Origin of the sequence: Microbacterium sp. MYb45 (genome assembly GCF_002979655.1) — a bacterium.
In the GTDB taxonomy this organism is placed as follows: Bacteria; Actinomycetota; Actinomycetes; order Actinomycetales; family Microbacteriaceae; genus Microbacterium.
Genome location: NZ_PCPG01000002.1, coordinates 203,847 through 218,159 on the forward strand (window position 1 = coordinate 203,847; position 14,313 = coordinate 218,159).

General features: G+C 69.5%; 17 protein-coding genes. 12 read left to right on the forward strand and 5 right to left on the reverse strand.

What is annotated here, in order from left to right; all coding sequences use genetic code 11:
- The first annotated feature begins 181 nt into the window (after nucleotides 1–181).
- Entirely contained in the window at nucleotides 182–838 is a 657-nt protein-coding gene (locus tag CQ034_RS07390; RefSeq protein WP_029261076.1) for a response regulator transcription factor, read from the forward strand.
- Here the strand turns inward: CQ034_RS07390 and CQ034_RS07395 are convergent, their stop codons facing one another.
- Nucleotides 839–1,702 (reverse strand): EamA family transporter, encoded by an 864-nt coding sequence (locus CQ034_RS07395; protein WP_105710523.1) that lies wholly within the window; start codon nucleotides 1,700–1,702, stop codon nucleotides 839–841.
- 262 nt (nucleotides 1,703–1,964) lie between these two features.
- On the opposite strand from CQ034_RS07395, the gene CQ034_RS07400 reads away from it, so the two are divergent.
- From CQ034_RS07400 to CQ034_RS07410, 3 genes are all read left to right on the forward strand, one after another.
- Nucleotides 1,965–3,248, forward strand: a complete 1,284-nt coding sequence (locus tag CQ034_RS07400; RefSeq protein WP_105710524.1) for a M18 family aminopeptidase — start codon at nucleotides 1,965–1,967, stop codon at nucleotides 3,246–3,248.
- A gap of 76 nt (nucleotides 3,249–3,324) precedes the next feature.
- Nucleotides 3,325–4,767, forward strand: coding sequence for a cytosine permease (locus tag CQ034_RS07405; RefSeq protein ID WP_105710525.1), 1,443 nt, complete (start codon nucleotides 3,325–3,327; stop codon nucleotides 4,765–4,767).
- On the forward strand, nucleotides 4,764–5,321 hold the full coding sequence (locus CQ034_RS07410; RefSeq protein WP_105710526.1) for a cysteine hydrolase family protein: 558 nt from the start codon (nucleotides 4,764–4,766) through the stop codon (nucleotides 5,319–5,321). The genes CQ034_RS07405 and CQ034_RS07410 overlap by 4 nt, the downstream gene beginning before the upstream one ends.
- A 150-nt stretch (nucleotides 5,322–5,471) precedes the next feature.
- Here the strand turns inward: CQ034_RS07410 and CQ034_RS07415 are convergent, their stop codons facing one another.
- The gene (locus CQ034_RS07415) at nucleotides 5,472–6,182 is read right to left on the reverse strand and encodes an MBL fold metallo-hydrolase (RefSeq protein ID WP_105710527.1); all 711 of its coding nucleotides are present in this window, start codon (nucleotides 6,180–6,182) and stop codon (nucleotides 5,472–5,474) included.
- Between the two features lie 81 nt (nucleotides 6,183–6,263).
- Between CQ034_RS07415 and CQ034_RS07420 the strand changes: the two genes are divergently transcribed.
- The 5 genes from CQ034_RS07420 to CQ034_RS07440 all read left to right on the forward strand — a co-directional run bounded on the left by CQ034_RS07420 (nucleotide 6,264) and on the right by CQ034_RS07440 (nucleotide 11,700).
- The gene (locus CQ034_RS07420) at nucleotides 6,264–6,788 is read left to right on the forward strand and encodes a TetR/AcrR family transcriptional regulator (protein ID WP_105710528.1); all 525 of its coding nucleotides are present in this window, start codon (nucleotides 6,264–6,266) and stop codon (nucleotides 6,786–6,788) included.
- A 42-nt stretch (nucleotides 6,789–6,830) separates the two neighbouring features.
- Nucleotides 6,831–7,886: an alpha/beta hydrolase gene (locus tag CQ034_RS07425; RefSeq protein WP_105710529.1), complete on the forward strand. Its 1,056-nt coding sequence runs from the start codon at nucleotides 6,831–6,833 to the stop codon at nucleotides 7,884–7,886.
- 70 nt (nucleotides 7,887–7,956) lie between these two features.
- Nucleotides 7,957–8,808, forward strand: coding sequence for a tryptophan 2,3-dioxygenase (locus CQ034_RS07430; RefSeq protein WP_105710530.1), 852 nt, complete (start codon nucleotides 7,957–7,959; stop codon nucleotides 8,806–8,808).
- A gap of 755 nt (nucleotides 8,809–9,563) precedes the next feature.
- Nucleotides 9,564–10,871 (forward strand): kynureninase, encoded by a 1,308-nt coding sequence (locus CQ034_RS07435; RefSeq protein WP_374956813.1) that lies wholly within the window; start codon nucleotides 9,564–9,566, stop codon nucleotides 10,869–10,871.
- Nucleotides 10,861–11,700 carry a PaaX family transcriptional regulator C-terminal domain-containing protein gene (locus CQ034_RS07440; protein WP_105710531.1) on the forward strand — a complete coding sequence of 280 codons (840 nt, stop codon included), beginning with the start codon at nucleotides 10,861–10,863 and terminating at the stop codon, nucleotides 11,698–11,700. Before CQ034_RS07435 ends, CQ034_RS07440 begins: the two co-directional genes overlap by 11 nt.
- On the opposite strand, the gene CQ034_RS07445 is transcribed toward CQ034_RS07440, so the two are convergent.
- Nucleotides 11,697–12,191, reverse strand: a complete 495-nt coding sequence (locus CQ034_RS07445; RefSeq protein ID WP_105710532.1) for an FBP domain-containing protein — start codon at nucleotides 12,189–12,191, stop codon at nucleotides 11,697–11,699. The genes CQ034_RS07440 and CQ034_RS07445 overlap by 4 nt on opposite strands.
- Nucleotides 12,192–12,488: 297 nt before the next feature.
- On the opposite strand from CQ034_RS07445, the gene CQ034_RS07450 reads away from it, so the two are divergent.
- Nucleotides 12,489–12,836 carry a hypothetical protein gene (locus CQ034_RS07450; RefSeq protein WP_029261063.1) on the forward strand — a complete coding sequence of 116 codons (348 nt, stop codon included), beginning with the start codon at nucleotides 12,489–12,491 and terminating at the stop codon, nucleotides 12,834–12,836.
- Between the two features lie 40 nt (nucleotides 12,837–12,876).
- Here the strand turns inward: CQ034_RS07450 and CQ034_RS07455 are convergent, their stop codons facing one another.
- Nucleotides 12,877–13,278: a hypothetical protein gene (locus tag CQ034_RS07455; protein WP_105710533.1), complete on the reverse strand. Its 402-nt coding sequence runs from the start codon at nucleotides 13,276–13,278 to the stop codon at nucleotides 12,877–12,879.
- Nucleotides 13,279–13,467: 189 nt separating this feature from the next.
- Here CQ034_RS07455 and CQ034_RS07460 point away from each other — a divergent pair, with 189 nt between their 5' ends.
- On the forward strand, nucleotides 13,468–13,677 hold the full coding sequence (locus CQ034_RS07460; RefSeq protein WP_029261061.1) for a CsbD family protein: 210 nt from the start codon (nucleotides 13,468–13,470) through the stop codon (nucleotides 13,675–13,677).
- A gap of 78 nt (nucleotides 13,678–13,755) precedes the next feature.
- Here the strand turns inward: CQ034_RS07460 and CQ034_RS19550 are convergent, their stop codons facing one another.
- Entirely contained in the window at nucleotides 13,756–13,920 is a 165-nt protein-coding gene (locus CQ034_RS19550) for a hypothetical protein (RefSeq protein ID WP_017201713.1), read from the reverse strand.
- Between the two features lie 120 nt (nucleotides 13,921–14,040).
- Between CQ034_RS19550 and CQ034_RS07465 the strand changes: the two genes are divergently transcribed.
- Complete coding sequence (locus CQ034_RS07465) at nucleotides 14,041–14,307, forward strand: Rho termination factor N-terminal domain-containing protein (RefSeq protein ID WP_029261060.1); 267 nt, start codon at nucleotides 14,041–14,043, stop codon at nucleotides 14,305–14,307.
- Nucleotides 14,308–14,313 lie beyond the last annotated feature (6 nt).

Consider the following 14,313-nt stretch of genomic DNA (forward strand, 5'->3'; position numbering starts at 1 on the left):
AAGAACTTGCCAACCTGCTGCCAGAAAGTCATAACGTTCACCTCCATTTTGTAGTCGTTCGTCGATGTCTGTATTCATCTTCTCGGCGAATCGCGGAGCGCACATCTGTCTCTCGTCTAGAGGTTTTTAGCCAAAGGTCTACATCGCCATCGCCCGTCGCCCGCGCCGTTAGGCTTCCCCCATGCAGGAAATCCGTGTCGTGATCGTCGATGACGATCCCCTGGTCCGCTCGGCGCTGTCGCACTTCGTCTCCCGCGACCCCGAGATCACCGTGATCGCCCAGGCGGAGGACGGCGTGGAAGCGATCGCCACGGTCGAACGCGAGCAGCCCGACGTCGTGATGATGGACGTGCAGATGCCCGAGATGGACGGCATCGAAGCCACCGGAGTGATCGCCGAACGCTGGCCGCACGTGCGCGTGCTCGCGGTCACCACGCTCGACGGCAGCGACACGGTGCTCCCCATGCTCAGCGCCGGCGCCTCCGGATACCTCCTCAAGGACTCGAGCGCCGAAGAGATCGTCACGGGCGTGCGCGAGGTGCACAGCGGCGCGAGCTCGCTCTCCCCGCGGATCGCGTCGATGCTGATCAAGCACGTGCGCGACTCCACCCCCGTCGCCGCGGACGCCGACGCCCTCGAACCTCTCACCGATCGCGAGACCGAGGTGCTGAACTGCCTCGCGAAGGGCATGTCCAACGCCGAGATCGCGAAGGCGCTGATCGTCTCCGAGGGCACGGTGAAGGCGCACCTCGGACGCATGATGTCGAAGTGGCACCTGCGCGACCGCGTGCAGATCCTGGTCACCGCCGCGCACGCCGGGCTCGTCAGCTTCCGCTGATCAGACCGCGAGGAGGACGATCCCCGCGACCACGACGAGCGAAGCCGCGATCCGCCAGCCCGGACGCGACTCCCGCAGCGCGAACACCCCGAACAGGCTCACCAGCACGACGCTCACCTCGCGCAGCGGCGCCACCAGCGCCACCGGAGCGATCTGGATCGCGGTCAGCACGAGGATGTACGACAGCGGCGACAGGATGCCGAAGACGAGGATCCGCCGCCACTGCGCGCGCCCGAGCGCCCAGACGGCATCCCATCGACGGCGCACCGCGAATGAGTAGAACGGCACCTGCAGCAGGCTCGTGCCGACCATGAACGCGACGGGCGAAAGGCTCCAGGTCCGCACCGCGTGCGCGTCCCAGATCGTGTAGACGGCGATCGCGACCCCGGTGAGCAGGCCGAACAGGATGCCGGGATCGATGCGCCGCGAGCCAGTGCCGGTCCCCCGATCGACCAGGCCGATCGCCACGACGCCGACGATCACGGCCGCCACCCCGATCAGCGCCACGATGGAGGGCCGCTCCCCGAGCAGCAGCACCGCGACGATCACCGAGAGGAACGGCCCGGTTCCCCGCGCGGTCGCGTACACGGTGGAGAGGTTGCCCTCGCGGTAGCCGCGCTGCAGCACCGTCATATAGGCGACGTGCAGCACCGCCGAGACGGTCACGCCGAGCGCGAAGGAGCCGAGGTCATCCGTTCCCAGGCCGCCCGTGAACGGCACGACCCCGATCCACACGAGCGCGCTGCCGACCGCACCCCACCAGAGGAACGGCGACCCCGCTCTGCTGACACCGTGGGCGATGATGTTCCACGCGGCATGGGCGATGGCCGCCCCGAAGACGAGGACGAACGCGAGAGGGGACACGACGAGACCCTTCCGTCCGGCGCACGGCGCGACGAACAGGGTCCTCCGGGCTTTTGTCCTGTCAGATGACGGCCCTCCTACGGAGGAGGACCGTGGCGCCGCTCGGACCAGACGGGTGTGGACCCCGGAACCCTAGGCGCTATCGAGACGAGCCTAACCCTCCGGGATGAACGGCCGGGAAACGACAGCCCGCGGCAGGAAGCGGACCCGCGCATCACCCCGGCTACGCTCGAAGGACCGCTCGTCTCCAGGAAGGCCCGCCATGCCCGTCACCCCGGTCACACTCGCCCACGCCGAGGACCTCGCCGACTTCGTCGCCGCCTCCCCGTCGAGCTATCACGCGGCGGCGGAGGTCGCTCGACGGCTGGAAGACGCCGGCTTCACGCCGCTCCGCGAGGAGGAGGCCTGGCCCGTCCAGGCCGGCGGCCGGTATGTCGTCGTGCGCGACGGTGCCACGATCGCCTGGGTCGTGCCGACGGATGCCGCGGCCGCCACGCCCGTGCAGATCTTCGGCGCACACACGGACTCCCCCGGCTTCAAGCTCAAGCCGCAGCCGACGACGGGTTCGCGCGGGTGGTTGCAGGCCGCCGTCGAGGTCTACGGCGGCCCGCTGCTGAACTCCTGGCTCGACCGCGAGCTGCGCCTCGCCGGACGCCTGGCGCTGGCGGACGGCCGCGTGGTGCTCGCCGACACCGGGCCGCTGCTGCGCCTCCCCCAGCTCGCGATCCACCTCGACCGGGGCGTCAACAACGGGCTCGCGCTCGACAAGCAGACCGAGACGCAGCCGGTGTGGGGACTCGGCGACCCGAGCGAGGCGGACATCCTCGCCGAGCTCGCCGCATCCGCCGATGTGTCGGCCGCCGACATCCGCGGCTACGACGTCGTGGTCGCCGACACCGCGCGGGGAGCCGTCTTCGGCAAGGACAGCGCGTTCTTCGCCTCCGGCCGCCTCGACGACCTCGCCTCGGTGCATGCCGGTGTGGTCGCACTCGTCGCGCACGAACCGGCGGCCGGTGGGCCGATCGCCGTGCTCGCCGCCTTCGATCACGAGGAGCTCGGCTCGGCGTCGCGCTCAGGCGCGGCCGGCCCGTTCCTCGAAGACGTGCTCGAGCGCCTGTACGCCGGGCTCGGGGCGGATGACTCCGAACGTCGGCAGGCGTACGCCTCGTCGTGGTGCCTGTCGAGCGACGTCGGCCACTCGGTGCACCCGAACTACGCGGCCAAGCACGACCCGGTGGTGCAGCCGGTGCTCGGCTCCGGTCCGATCCTGAAGATCAACGCGAACCAGCGGTACGCGACGGATGCCGTCGGCGCGGCATCCTGGTCGGCCTGGTGCGAGCGCGCCGGTGTGGCCGGCCAGGAGTTCGTGTCGAACAACGGCGTGCCCTGCGGATCGACGATCGGCCCGATCACCGCGACACGGCTCGGCATCCGCACGGTCGACGTCGGCATCCCGATCCTCTCGATGCACTCCGCGCGTGAGCTCGCCGGGGTCTCGGACCTGCACGACCTCACGCGCACCGCGCAGTCGTTCTTCGCGGGCTGAGCTGCGGCGAGATCCGCGGGCCGATCCGCGCCACGAAGTCCGCCCGGCACCGTCCTGGCAGTGCCAGGATGTCAGCATGACGGACATCAAGCCGGCCCTGATCGAGCGTGCGGGCATCGAGATCATCCCCGAGTCCGAGCGGACCGCGAAGCCGCGCGACCTCTTCTGGCCCTGGTTCGCGGCGAACGTGTCGGTGTTCGGCATGTCGTACGGCTCTTTCGTCCTGGGCTTCGGCATCTCGTTCTGGCAGGCGACGCTCGTCTCGGTCATCGGCATCGTGGTGTCGTTCCTGCTCTGCGGGCTCATCGCGATCGCCGGCAAGCGCGGATCGGCACCGACCATGGTGCTCTCGCGTGCGGCGTTCGGCGTGCACGGCCAGAAGGTGCCGGGCATCGTCTCGTGGCTGACCTCGATCGGGTGGGAGACGTTCCTCGCGATCATGGCCGTGCTCGCGACCGCCACCGTGATCACGCAGCTCGGCGGCGACGGCGACAGCATCGCGCTGAAGATCATCGCGACCGTGATCGTCGCCGCCCTCATCGTGACGGCATCCGTGCTCGGATATCACACGATCATGAAGCTGCAGTCGGTGCTCACCTGGGTCACCGGCATCGTGACGGTGCTGTACATCATCCTCGCGGCGCCGCAGATCGACCTCGCAGCCGTGCTCGCCCGCCCCGACGGCGGCATCGGCCAGGTGGTCGGCGCGCTGGTCATGGTGATGACCGGGTTCGGGCTCGGCTGGATCAACATCGCCGCCGACTGGTCGAGGTACCAGAAGCGCACAGCATCCGACGGAGCGATCGTCGCCTGGAACACGATCGGCGGATCGGTGGCCCCGGTGATCCTGGTGGTGTTCGGTCTCCTGCTCGGGGGGTCGAACGACGACCTCATGGACGCGATCGCCGCCGACCCGATCGGCGCCCTCGCCTCGATCCTGCCGGTGTGGGTGCTCGTGCCCTTCCTCCTCACGGCCGTGCTCGCCCTCGTCTCCGGTGCAGTGCTCGGCATCTACTCCTCCGGACTGACCCTGCTGAGCCTCGGCATCCGCATCCCTCGCCCCTCTGCCGCCGCGATCGACGGCGTCATCCTCACGATCGGCACCATCTACGTGGTGTTCTTCGCGACCGACTTCCTCGGGCCGTTCCAGAGCTTCCTGATCACGCTCGGCGTGCCGCTCGCCTCGTGGGCGGGCATCCTGATCGCCGACATCCTGCGCCGGAAGAAGGACTACGACGAGGAGGCGCTGTTCGACAGCCGCGGCCGGTACGGAGCGTGGGACTGGACCTCGATCGGCACCATGGTCGTGACGAGCGCGATCGGCTGGGGGCTGGTGCTGAACGGCTTCGCCGAGGATGCGCCGTGGAACAACTGGCAGGGCTACCTGCTGTTCCTGGTCGGCGGGCCCGACGGCGCCTGGGCGTATGCGAACCTCGGAGTGTTCTTCGCGCTGGTGCTGTCGTTCCTGGTGACGTACTTCGCGCGAGCCGGGAAGATCCGGCGCCAGGAGAACGCGTGACCGCTCGGGCGCTCGACGACGCCTGGCTCGTGGTGATCGACCCGCAGGCGATCTTCGCCTCTGCGGACTCCGCCTGGGGCTCGCCGTTCTTCGCGGAGGCGCTGCCGCGCATCCGCGCTCTGGCCGCGGCATTCGGCGACCGGGTGCTGGTGACCCGGTGGATGCCGACCGCCGACCGGTCCACCTCGTGGGGCGACTACTTCGCCGCCTGGCCCTTCGCCGACCAGCCGCCGGGCGATCCGCTGTTCCAGCTCGTCCCCGAGGCGGCCGGGCTGTCACCGCATCCGACGATCGACCTGCCGACGTTCGGCAAGTGGGGTCCCGAGATCGAGGCCGTGGTCGGCCGCGGCGCTCACGTCGTGCTGGCCGGCGTCTCGACCGACTGCTGCGTCCTCTCGACGGCCTTGGCTGCGGCCGACGCGGGTGCCCACCTCACGATCGCGGCGGACGCCTGCGCCGGGTCGACGGCCGAGAACCACGCGGCCGCCCTGCAGGTGATGGGGCTGTATCCGCCGCAGATCACGATCAGCGACACGGCGACCGTCCTCGCCTGACGAAACGCCGAGCGGATGACGATCCGCCGACGAATTGACTTCGATCGATCGGCGAATCATCCGGGGCTCGGCGAATCGTCCGGGGCTCGGGGAATCGTCCGGGGTTCAGGGAACCATCCGGGGCTCGGGCGATCGTCCGAGGCCGGTCCCTCAGGCCGCGGCCCGCACGGCGGCGGCGATGTCGGAGGGGGAACCATGCCACGGCGCCCCGTGCCCCGGCAGCACCCACGAGGCCGTCACCGCGGTCAACCGGTCGAGTGAGGCGAGGGCCTCGGCGGGCTCGTCTGTGAACGGCGCGGGCTGCGCGCCGGTGCGCCCGGTCAGCACATGCCTGGTGGTCAGCGCGTCGCCGACGAAGACGGCATCCACGGCCGGAACGTGCACGGCGATGCTGCCCGGCGAGTGGCCCGGCATACCGATCACGAGAGGGGCGCCCGGCAGGTCGAGCACGTCGCCGTCGGCCACCTCGACCACCTCGGCGACGTGGTGCGTGCGCAGCGCATTCTTGCGGATGCCGTACGCGAAGAAGCCCAGCGTGGGACCGACCCTGGCCGGCCCCATCGGCGTCTTCGGCTTCTCCCCCGTGCGCACCCGGTGGCTGTCGGCCGCGTGGATGAACACCGGGACGCCCGCCTCCTGCCGCAACCGCTCGGCGAACCCGATGTGGTCGCTGTCGCCGTGGGTCAGGACGAGGCCGCGGATGTCCGAGAGCGGACGACCGATGTCGTCGAGCTCGCGCTGAAGGTCGTGCCAGTGCCCGGGGAGGCCCGCGTCGATCAGGGTGATGCCCTCGGGCAGGTCGACGAGGTACGCGGCGACGATGTCGTTGCCGATGCGGTGCAGGTGGGGTGCGAGCTTCATGGCGGATCCTCTCGGAGTGTTTGCGATGGCTACGTTACGTAGCTATCATGGCTATTGTCAATAGCCATGCAGGAGGACGCGATGCCGACACCCGAACGCACATCCAGAGCGGAGATCGTCGAGGCCGGGCGGGAGATCCTCGAGATCGCCGGCCCCGCGGGACTGACGATGCAAGCCGTTGCCGAGCGCGTGGGCGTGCGCGCCCCATCGCTGTACAAGCGGGTCCGGGACCGGGACGCGCTTCTCGCCGCGGTGGCGACCGCCTCCATCGAGGCGCTCACGGCTCGACTCGAGGCCGTGGGCGACGACCTCACCGCCCTCGCCCACGCCTATCGGGCGTTCGCACACGCGCATCCGGAGGGCTTCCGGCTCATGTTCACCGTCGCTGCGCCCCACGATGCACTCGATCGCTCGGCCGCGCCGCTGATCCGTGCGACAGCTGCGCTGGTCGGCGAGGACGACGCACTCGATGCCGCCCGTCTCTTCACCGCCTGGGCGACGGGCTTCCTGCAGATGGAACTCTCCGGAGCCTTCCGCCTCGGGGGTGACGTCGACCGCGCGTTCGGCTACGGCCTGCGTCGACTCCTCGCCGGGATGGCCGACTGACCCCGGCCCGGACTACTGGCACACTGATCGGTGGAGGGGTCCATGAGCATCGACGCGCACACCGAAGAACCCGCACGCCCGGCGAAGGCCCGCAAGCCGTGGCATCGGACGAAGATCGTCCTCGGCATCATCCTCGCCACGGTCGCCGTGGTCGCGATCATCGGAACGATCACGCCCTGGCCGTCAGCCATGGTCATCCGCTCCGTGTTCACCCAGGGCGGGGATGACACCGCTGCCGAGATGGACAAGCACGTCCCCGACACGAAGCTCTCGGTGCAGACCGATGTCGCCTACGGAGACGACGGGGCGGACACCACGATGGACGTCTTCCGTCCGGCATCCGCCGACGGCCCCCTGCCGACGGTCGTCTGGATCCACGGCGGCGCCTGGATCTCGGGCACGAAGGAGAACGTCGACCCGTACATGCGCATCCTCGCCGCCGAGGGGTACACGACCATCGCCGTGAACTACACGATCGGCCCGGAAGGCGTGTACCCGCTCGCCGTGCACCAGCTCGACGCAGCCCTGGCCTACATCGACGAGCATGCCGAGGAGCTCGGCGTCGACCCCGACCAGCTCATCCTCGCGGGCGACTCCGCGGGAGGCCAGCTCGCCAGCCAGATGGCGACGCTCATCACCAGCCCGGACTACGCCGAGATCATGGGCATCACCCCATCGCTCACGCCGGACCAACTCGTCGCGACCGTGCTCAACTGCGGCGTCTACGACCTGTCGGCTCTCGCCCAGCTCGACGGCATCGCCGGCTGGGGGTTCAAATCGGCCATGTGGGCTTACTCGGGCACGAAGACCTGGGCAGAGGACTCGACCGGCGCCACGATGTCGACCATCGACTGGGTCACCGAGGACTTCCCGACGACCTACATCTCCGGCGGCAACGGCGATGGGCTCACCTGGCTGCAGTCGATCCCGATGGCGAAGCGCCTGGATGAGCTCGGGGTCGACGTGACGACACAGTTCTGGCCCGCACCGCACGAACCGCAGCTCCCGCACGAGTACCAGTTCCACCTCGACCTGCCGGATGCGCGGACCGCTCTGCAGAAGACGATCGACTTCCTGGACGCGAACACCACACGCTGACGGTCTCACTGCGAACCGCGCAGACATTTCACTTCTGTGACGATCGGCTCAGAAGTGATATGTTCGGCGCATGCACACCGAGAACGAACGCGCCCTCGAATCCGGGATCGTCACCGACCTTTCCGGGCGGATGACCTACGGGTCGTACCTGGCGCTGGACCAGCTGCTCACCGCGCAGCATCCGGTGAGCGACCCGCAGCACCACGACGAGATGCTGTTCATCATCCAGCACCAGACCACCGAGCTCTGGCTCAAGCAGCTGCTGCACGAGCTCTCCTCCGCCCGCGAGCTGCTGGCCCGAGACGACCTGCGCGAAGCCCTCAAGCGCATCGCCCGCGTCAAGCGCATCCAGGATGTGATGACGCAGCAGTGGTCGGTGCTCGCCACCCTGACGCCCACCGAATACGCGCAGTTCCGCGGGGCGCTCGGCAACTCCTCGGGCTTCCAGTCCGTGCAGTACCGCGCGGTGGAGTTCGCCCTCGGCAACAAGAACGAGAAGATGCTGAGCGTCTTCGCCGACCACCCGGCCAACCTCGCGCTGCTCACCGCCGAGTGGGAGAAGCCCACGCTGTACGACGAGTTCCTGCGCTTCGCCGCGCGCCGCGGACTGCCCGTCCCGACCGAGATCCTCGACCGCGATGTGCGCGAGCCCTACCGTGAGACGCCGGAGCTCGTACCCGCGATCCGCGAGATCTACCAGGACCCGAGCCGGTACTGGGACCTGTACGAGGCGTGCGAGGACCTCGTCGACCTCGAGGACAACTTCCAGTTCTGGCGGTTCCGGCACCTCAAGACGGTCGCCCGCACGATCGGCATGAAGGTCGGCACCGGCGGCTCCAGCGGCGTCGGCTTCCTGCAGCGCGCCCTCGATCTGACCTTCTTCCCCGAGCTCTACACCGTGCGCACGGAGATCGGCCGCTGATGCCCGCCGCCACGTTCTTCGACGGGATCGGCTGGCGCGAGGGCGTCGTCGAGCTCGTCGACGGGCGCGTGCGGCTGCAGGATGCGGTTGCGACCACCGGACTCCCCCGCCTCGACGGTGTCGTCGTCGGCGGATTCACCGACCATCACGTGCACCTGCAACTCGTGGATCACTCCCCGCTGGCGGGCTCGCGCCTCGGCCGGGTGGTCGATCTCGGCGGGAATCCCGACGTTGTTCGGCGGCTCGCTGTTCACCAGGTCCGCATCGAGTTCGGCGGCGCCTTCCTGACCGCGCCGGGCGGCTATCCGTCGGACCGCTCCTGGGCGCCGGAGGGGTCGGTGCGGGAGATCGCCGATGCGCATGCCGCCGCCGCGGCCGTGACCGAGATGGCCGCGGCTGGAGCCTCGTGCATCAAGGTCACCAGCAACGGCACCGCCGGGCCGGTGTTCTTGGACGAGCTCCTGCGCACCATCGTCGGGCTCGCCGCCGACCGCGGGCTCCTCGTCGTCGCACATGCCGAGGGCGCGGGCGAAGCGGAGCGGGTCGTCGGTCTCGGCGCCGCCCGCCTCGCGCACGCGCCCTTCACCGAACGGCTGAGCGATTCCGAGATCAGCCGGCAGGCGGCGAGCGCCTCCTGGATCTCGACCCTCGCGATCCACGACGACCCCGAGCGCGAGATCGCCATCGACAACGTCCGCCGTTTCCACGCGGCGGGTGGCACCGTGCTCTACGGCACCGATCTGGGCAACGGGCCGATGCCGGTCGACCTGAACCTGCGCGAGATCGCCGCCCTCCGCGAGGCCGGGCTCGACGACGCGGCTCTCCTGCGTGCTCTCTCTCCGGTGGACCTGCTCGACCCCGCCCGTGCCCTCGACGCCGCCGATCCGCTGCGCGCCCACCTCGACGCGTTCGCCGAGGCTCCGGGCGTCACGGCCTACCTCGACGGCAACTCGCTCGGCCGCCCGCTGCGCGACATCCCGGAGAAGCTCGCCGCGTTCGTGCGGGAGGACTGGGGCACGCGGCTCATCCGCTCGTGGGACGAGCAGTGGATGGCACTGCCGATGGAGCTCGGCGACCGCATCGGTCAGGTCGCGCTCGGCGCAGCCGCCGGCCAGACCGTCGTGGCCGACTCGACGAGCGTTCTGATCTACAAGCTCATGCGCGCCGCCGCAGCAGCAGACGCTGACCGCACCGAACTCGTGATCGAGGCCGGCAACTTCCCCACCGACCGGTTCCTCGCCGAGGGCGTCGCGGCCGAGACCGGCATGACCCTGCGTTGGCTGGAACCCGATCCCGTGCACGGGGTGACCGTCTCCGACGTCGAGGCCGTCGTGTCGGAACGCACCGCCCTGGTCTCGCTGAGCCACGTCGACTACCGCTCCGGCGCCCTCACGGACATGCCCGGCATCACCGCCGCAGCGCACGACGCGGGCGCGCTCATGATGTGGGACCTCTGCCACTCGGCCGGCGTCGTGCCGATGCAGCTCGACGAGTGGGGCGTCGACCTGGCCGTCGGCTGCACCTACAAGTACCTCAACGGCGGACCGGGCTCCCCCGCGTTCGCCTACCTGCGCCACGGGCTTCAGGGTGTGCTGCGTCAGCCGATCCAGGGCTGGTGGAGCGCCGCCGACATCTTCGCCATGGGCCCGGAGTACGTGCCGTCGGGAGACATCCGTCAGCTGCTGAGCGGCACCCCGCCGGTGACGTCGATGCTCGCGATGCAGGGGATGCTCGACCTCATCGAGCAGTCCACGATCGCCGGAGTCCGGGCGAAGTCGCAGTCGCTGACCGACCTCGCGGTGCGCGCGTACGACGAGGTGCTCGCACCTCTCGGCGTGCGGCTGCTGAGCCCGCGCGACGCCGATCTCCGGGGCGGCCACGTGACGATCGGCCACCCGGACTTCCGTGACGTGACGCGACGGCTGTGGGCCGACGGCATCATCCCCGACTTCCGCTTCCCCGACGGAATCCGCCTCGGGCTCTCCCCGCTGAGCACCTCGCACGTCGAGACGATCACCGGGGTCCTGGCCGTGCGCGACGCCCTGGAGTCCGGTGACTTCTGACCTCGCCGCCGCCCCCGTGCTCGACGACATCGACGCACGCCCCGGCAGTACCGCCTCGCTGCTGCGGACACTCGTCGGAGTGTTCCTGCGCCCGCTCGGCGGCTGGATCTCGGCGGCCGACCTCGTCGCGCTCGCGGGCGCCCTCGGGATCGAGGCGGGCCCCGCTCGCACCGGCATCACCCGCCTGAAACAGAAGGGGCTCCTGCTCGCGGAGCGCGACGCCGGGATCGGCTATCGCCTCAACCCGGCCGCCGTCGGGATGCTCGAGCGCGGAGACCGCCGCATCTTCGAGATGCGCGAGATGACGGATGCCGACCCCTGGTGCCTGATCTCGTTCTCGATCCCCGAGAGCGCACGCAGCATCCGCCACCAGCTGCGCCGCCGCCTGCAGTGGATCGGCGCCGGGGTCGTCTCCCCCGCGCTGTGGATCTGTCCGGGGCATCTCCAGGAGGAGGTGGAGCAGATCCTGGAAGAGCTCGGCGCCCGGAGCTGGGCGACCCTGTTCCAGGCGTCCGCCCCCGCGCCGGCCGGCACGCCCGTCGAGGCTGCCGCGCAGTGGTGGGACCTCGCGGCCCTGCGCGCCGAGCACCTCGCCTTCCAGGCTCAGCTCGCCGCGTTGCCGTCCGAGCCGTTCGCCGCGTACGTGCAGCTGATCGACCGCTGGCGGGTGCTGCCGTACACCGATCCCGGGCTTCCGCCGTCGATGCTGCCGGCAGACTGGCCGGGGCGACGCAGCTTCGAGGAGTTCGCGCGGCTCTCCGCCGCGCTGGCCGCTCCCGCCCGCGCGCACGTGCGCGCCCGAACGACCGGACGCGCACGCGCCGTCTAGGACCTCGGCCCCGCCACCTCGGCGAGGAAGCCGGCGACGTGCTCCTGCAGACGCAGGATGCGCAGATCGCGCGCGAACTCGCGGTCGAAGCCCTGGTACGCCAGCGGCGGGAGGATGCGCACGTTGCGGTTGCAGCCGAACTCGGCGCACGTGAGCACGCCGATCGAATCACCCTTGCGTCCGGCGGCCCCGGCCTTGCGCGCCACGAACAACTGCACGTCGTTGCGGAGCGTGACGTCTTCGCACCAGGAGCACTGCGCCCGGGCGATCACGCGCTGCTCGGCGCGCTGCAGGAACACACCGACCGGGGCGTCGTCGACCCACGTGACGACGTACGCGCGGCGGGGCATCTTCGGATCCACCCAGCCGAGGAAGTCGAGCCGATCGAAGTCGATCTCGGCGAAGCCGGGCGGGAGGCTCAGGTCGGAGACCTCCTTGCGGGAGGCGTTGAGGAAGGAGGCGCGGATGCCGCGCTCGTCGATGGGACGCATGGGAGAAGTGCTTTCGGAGTGGTCGCCCCGGAGGGCGAGTCGATCGGGGTGAGGATCCCGGACGGATGCCGGGGTACGACGCAGCACCGGGGACGGGGGTTCCGCCTCCGGCTGGTCTTCAGCCTCTGCCTGCGGCGCGGAAGGCGCCTGCAGCTCCGCTCTGCGCCCGAGGGGCGCTCATCGACGACAGCACCCCGAGAGACTACACCCGTTTGTTTCACTCCGTGTCGGCCCGCCTGGATCCGCCCCGGAAGCCGACCTAGTCTTTCCGGAACGTCGATCCTGAAGGAGACCACCGTGTCCACGCCGCTGAACCGCCTTTCGCCCCTCCCGGTGCGTGAGCGTGCAGCGTGCATGTGCAGCCACGGCGACCGGTGCTCCTCGTTCGCACCCGGCCACGCGCTGCACCTGATCCAGGCGCGCATCGCCTCGGCGACACCCGCCGAGTGGGTCGACGCCCTGGTCGTGACGACGGATGCCGTCGCCGGCGACCTCGTCGTGCGCACCCTCGACGGCGAGGTCCACGAGCTGTGGAACGGATCCGGCGCGGCGCTCGAAGCAGCCCCGGGCACACCGGTCGCACTGCATGCCCGCTACGGGGTGCTCGCCGTCGGGCGCACGCAGTTCAACGTCGCCACCGTCTGACACGACCCGTCTTCGACGGGGCGCCGAGAACGATCGCGCCTCAGGCGCTCGCCATCATCATGTCCTTCATGGCCATGCAGGCATCCATGCAGGCCTGGCACGCCTGAGCGCACATGCGGCACACGTCGCTGTCGTCGGCATGCCGCATGCACTCGTCCATGCAGACCTGGCACATCGCGATGCACGCGTTGAGCATGGCCATCATCGCGGCCGGGGTCATGCCCTGCATCCGCATCATCGAACGCATCATGGTGTTGCACATGTCTGCGCAGTTCATGCACGCCGGCGAACAGTCCATCATCTGCGTCGAGCACACCGTGCACGCCTGCTCACACGCGGCACACGCATCCATGCACGCCTGCATGACGGACATGTCCATCATCCCCATGTCGGGCATCGACTCCATGTTCTTCGACATGGCGCCCATCATCATCGAGTCCATCGCTCACCGCTTCCTTCGAGGTCCGCGGGCAGGACCACCCGCCTGGCGCCAGGCTAGTCCTTCGGGGACCCCGCGTCGATGGGGGGGAACGTTGACATGAGCGGGCCGGATTGTCAATCCCGTGGCCCGTTCCGCGCACGCGTGGAAAGGTCGGGATCAATCGAATCCGCCCTAGGAGAGGAGCAGAACATGAGTGCTGCAGATGACGTCAAGAACGCCGCCGAGAAGGCCGCAGGAAAGGTCAAAGAGGGCGTCGGCAAGCTCACCGACAACGAGCGTCTCGAGGCCGAGGGCCAGGCAGATCAGGTCAAGGCTTCGACCAAGCAGGCCGGTCAGAACGTGAAGGACGCCGCCGAGAAGACCGGCGACAGCGTGCGCGACGCGTTCGACAAGAAGTAGGACGAGACTCCCCCGGAAACGGCAAAGAGGTGGGGCCCGCCATCGGGCGGGCCCCACCTCTTCGGGATCAGACCTCGGTCAGACCTTGCGGCTGCCGCTGATCGCTCGGATCAACCAGGCGATCACAGCGATCGCGAGGAGGACGAGTCCGACCCACAGGAGGAACTGGAGCGACTGCACCAGTCCTCCGGTGATCGCGAGGATCACTGCGACGACGATGACGATGATCAGGAGGATGTTCATCGGTCTTTCCCTTCTTTCGGGGCGCGAACGCCCGCCTGCGGTGACCCCACGCTAGCTCCCCGGAGCCATCTTCCCGAGGGGGTTGACTTCTACCCTCCGAGTGCGCGAAAGGATGAACCAATGCCAGGACGACGGAACAATTCGCTCAAGGACCCCGAGCTGTACGAAGAGCTCAGGGATGACGGGGCGTCCAAGGAGAAGGCGGCGCGCATCTCGAACGCCGCCGCGAAGGAAGGTCGCAGCACCGTCGGGCGCCGTGGCGGAGAACACGGCGATTACGACGACTGGACCGTTCCGGAGCTGCGCAAACGCGCGAAGGAGCTGGGACTCACCGGCTACAGCGGCAAGCGGAAGTCCGAGCTGATCTCCGCCCTCAGGAATCACTGAGGCCGG

Coding starts and splice junctions, on each gene's coding strand:
- CQ034_RS07465 (WP_029261060.1), top strand. CDS start 14,041: ATGCCAGGACGACGGAACAATTCGCTCAAGGACCCCGAGCTGTACGAA.
- CQ034_RS07445 (WP_105710532.1), bottom strand. CDS start 12,191: ATGCGTCCCATCGACGAGCGCGGCATCCGCGCCTCCTTCCTCAACGCC.
- CQ034_RS07415 (WP_105710527.1), bottom strand. CDS start 6,182: ATGAAGCTCGCACCCCACCTGCACCGCATCGGCAACGACATCGTCGCC.
- CQ034_RS07435 (WP_374956813.1), top strand. CDS start 9,564: ATGCCGGTCGACCTGAACCTGCGCGAGATCGCCGCCCTCCGCGAGGCC.
- CQ034_RS07405 (WP_105710525.1), top strand. CDS start 3,325: ATGACGGACATCAAGCCGGCCCTGATCGAGCGTGCGGGCATCGAGATC.
- CQ034_RS07390 (WP_029261076.1), top strand. CDS start 182: ATGCAGGAAATCCGTGTCGTGATCGTCGATGACGATCCCCTGGTCCGC.
- CQ034_RS07460 (WP_029261061.1), top strand. CDS start 13,468: ATGAGTGCTGCAGATGACGTCAAGAACGCCGCCGAGAAGGCCGCAGGA.
- CQ034_RS07425 (WP_105710529.1), top strand. CDS start 6,831: ATGAGCATCGACGCGCACACCGAAGAACCCGCACGCCCGGCGAAGGCC.
- CQ034_RS07430 (WP_105710530.1), top strand. CDS start 7,957: ATGCACACCGAGAACGAACGCGCCCTCGAATCCGGGATCGTCACCGAC.
- CQ034_RS07400 (WP_105710524.1), top strand. CDS start 1,965: ATGCCCGTCACCCCGGTCACACTCGCCCACGCCGAGGACCTCGCCGAC.
- CQ034_RS07455 (WP_105710533.1), bottom strand. CDS start 13,278: ATGGACTCGATGATGATGGGCGCCATGTCGAAGAACATGGAGTCGATG.
- CQ034_RS19550 (WP_017201713.1), bottom strand. CDS start 13,920: ATGAACATCCTCCTGATCATCGTCATCGTCGTCGCAGTGATCCTCGCG.
- CQ034_RS07420 (WP_105710528.1), top strand. CDS start 6,264: ATGCCGACACCCGAACGCACATCCAGAGCGGAGATCGTCGAGGCCGGG.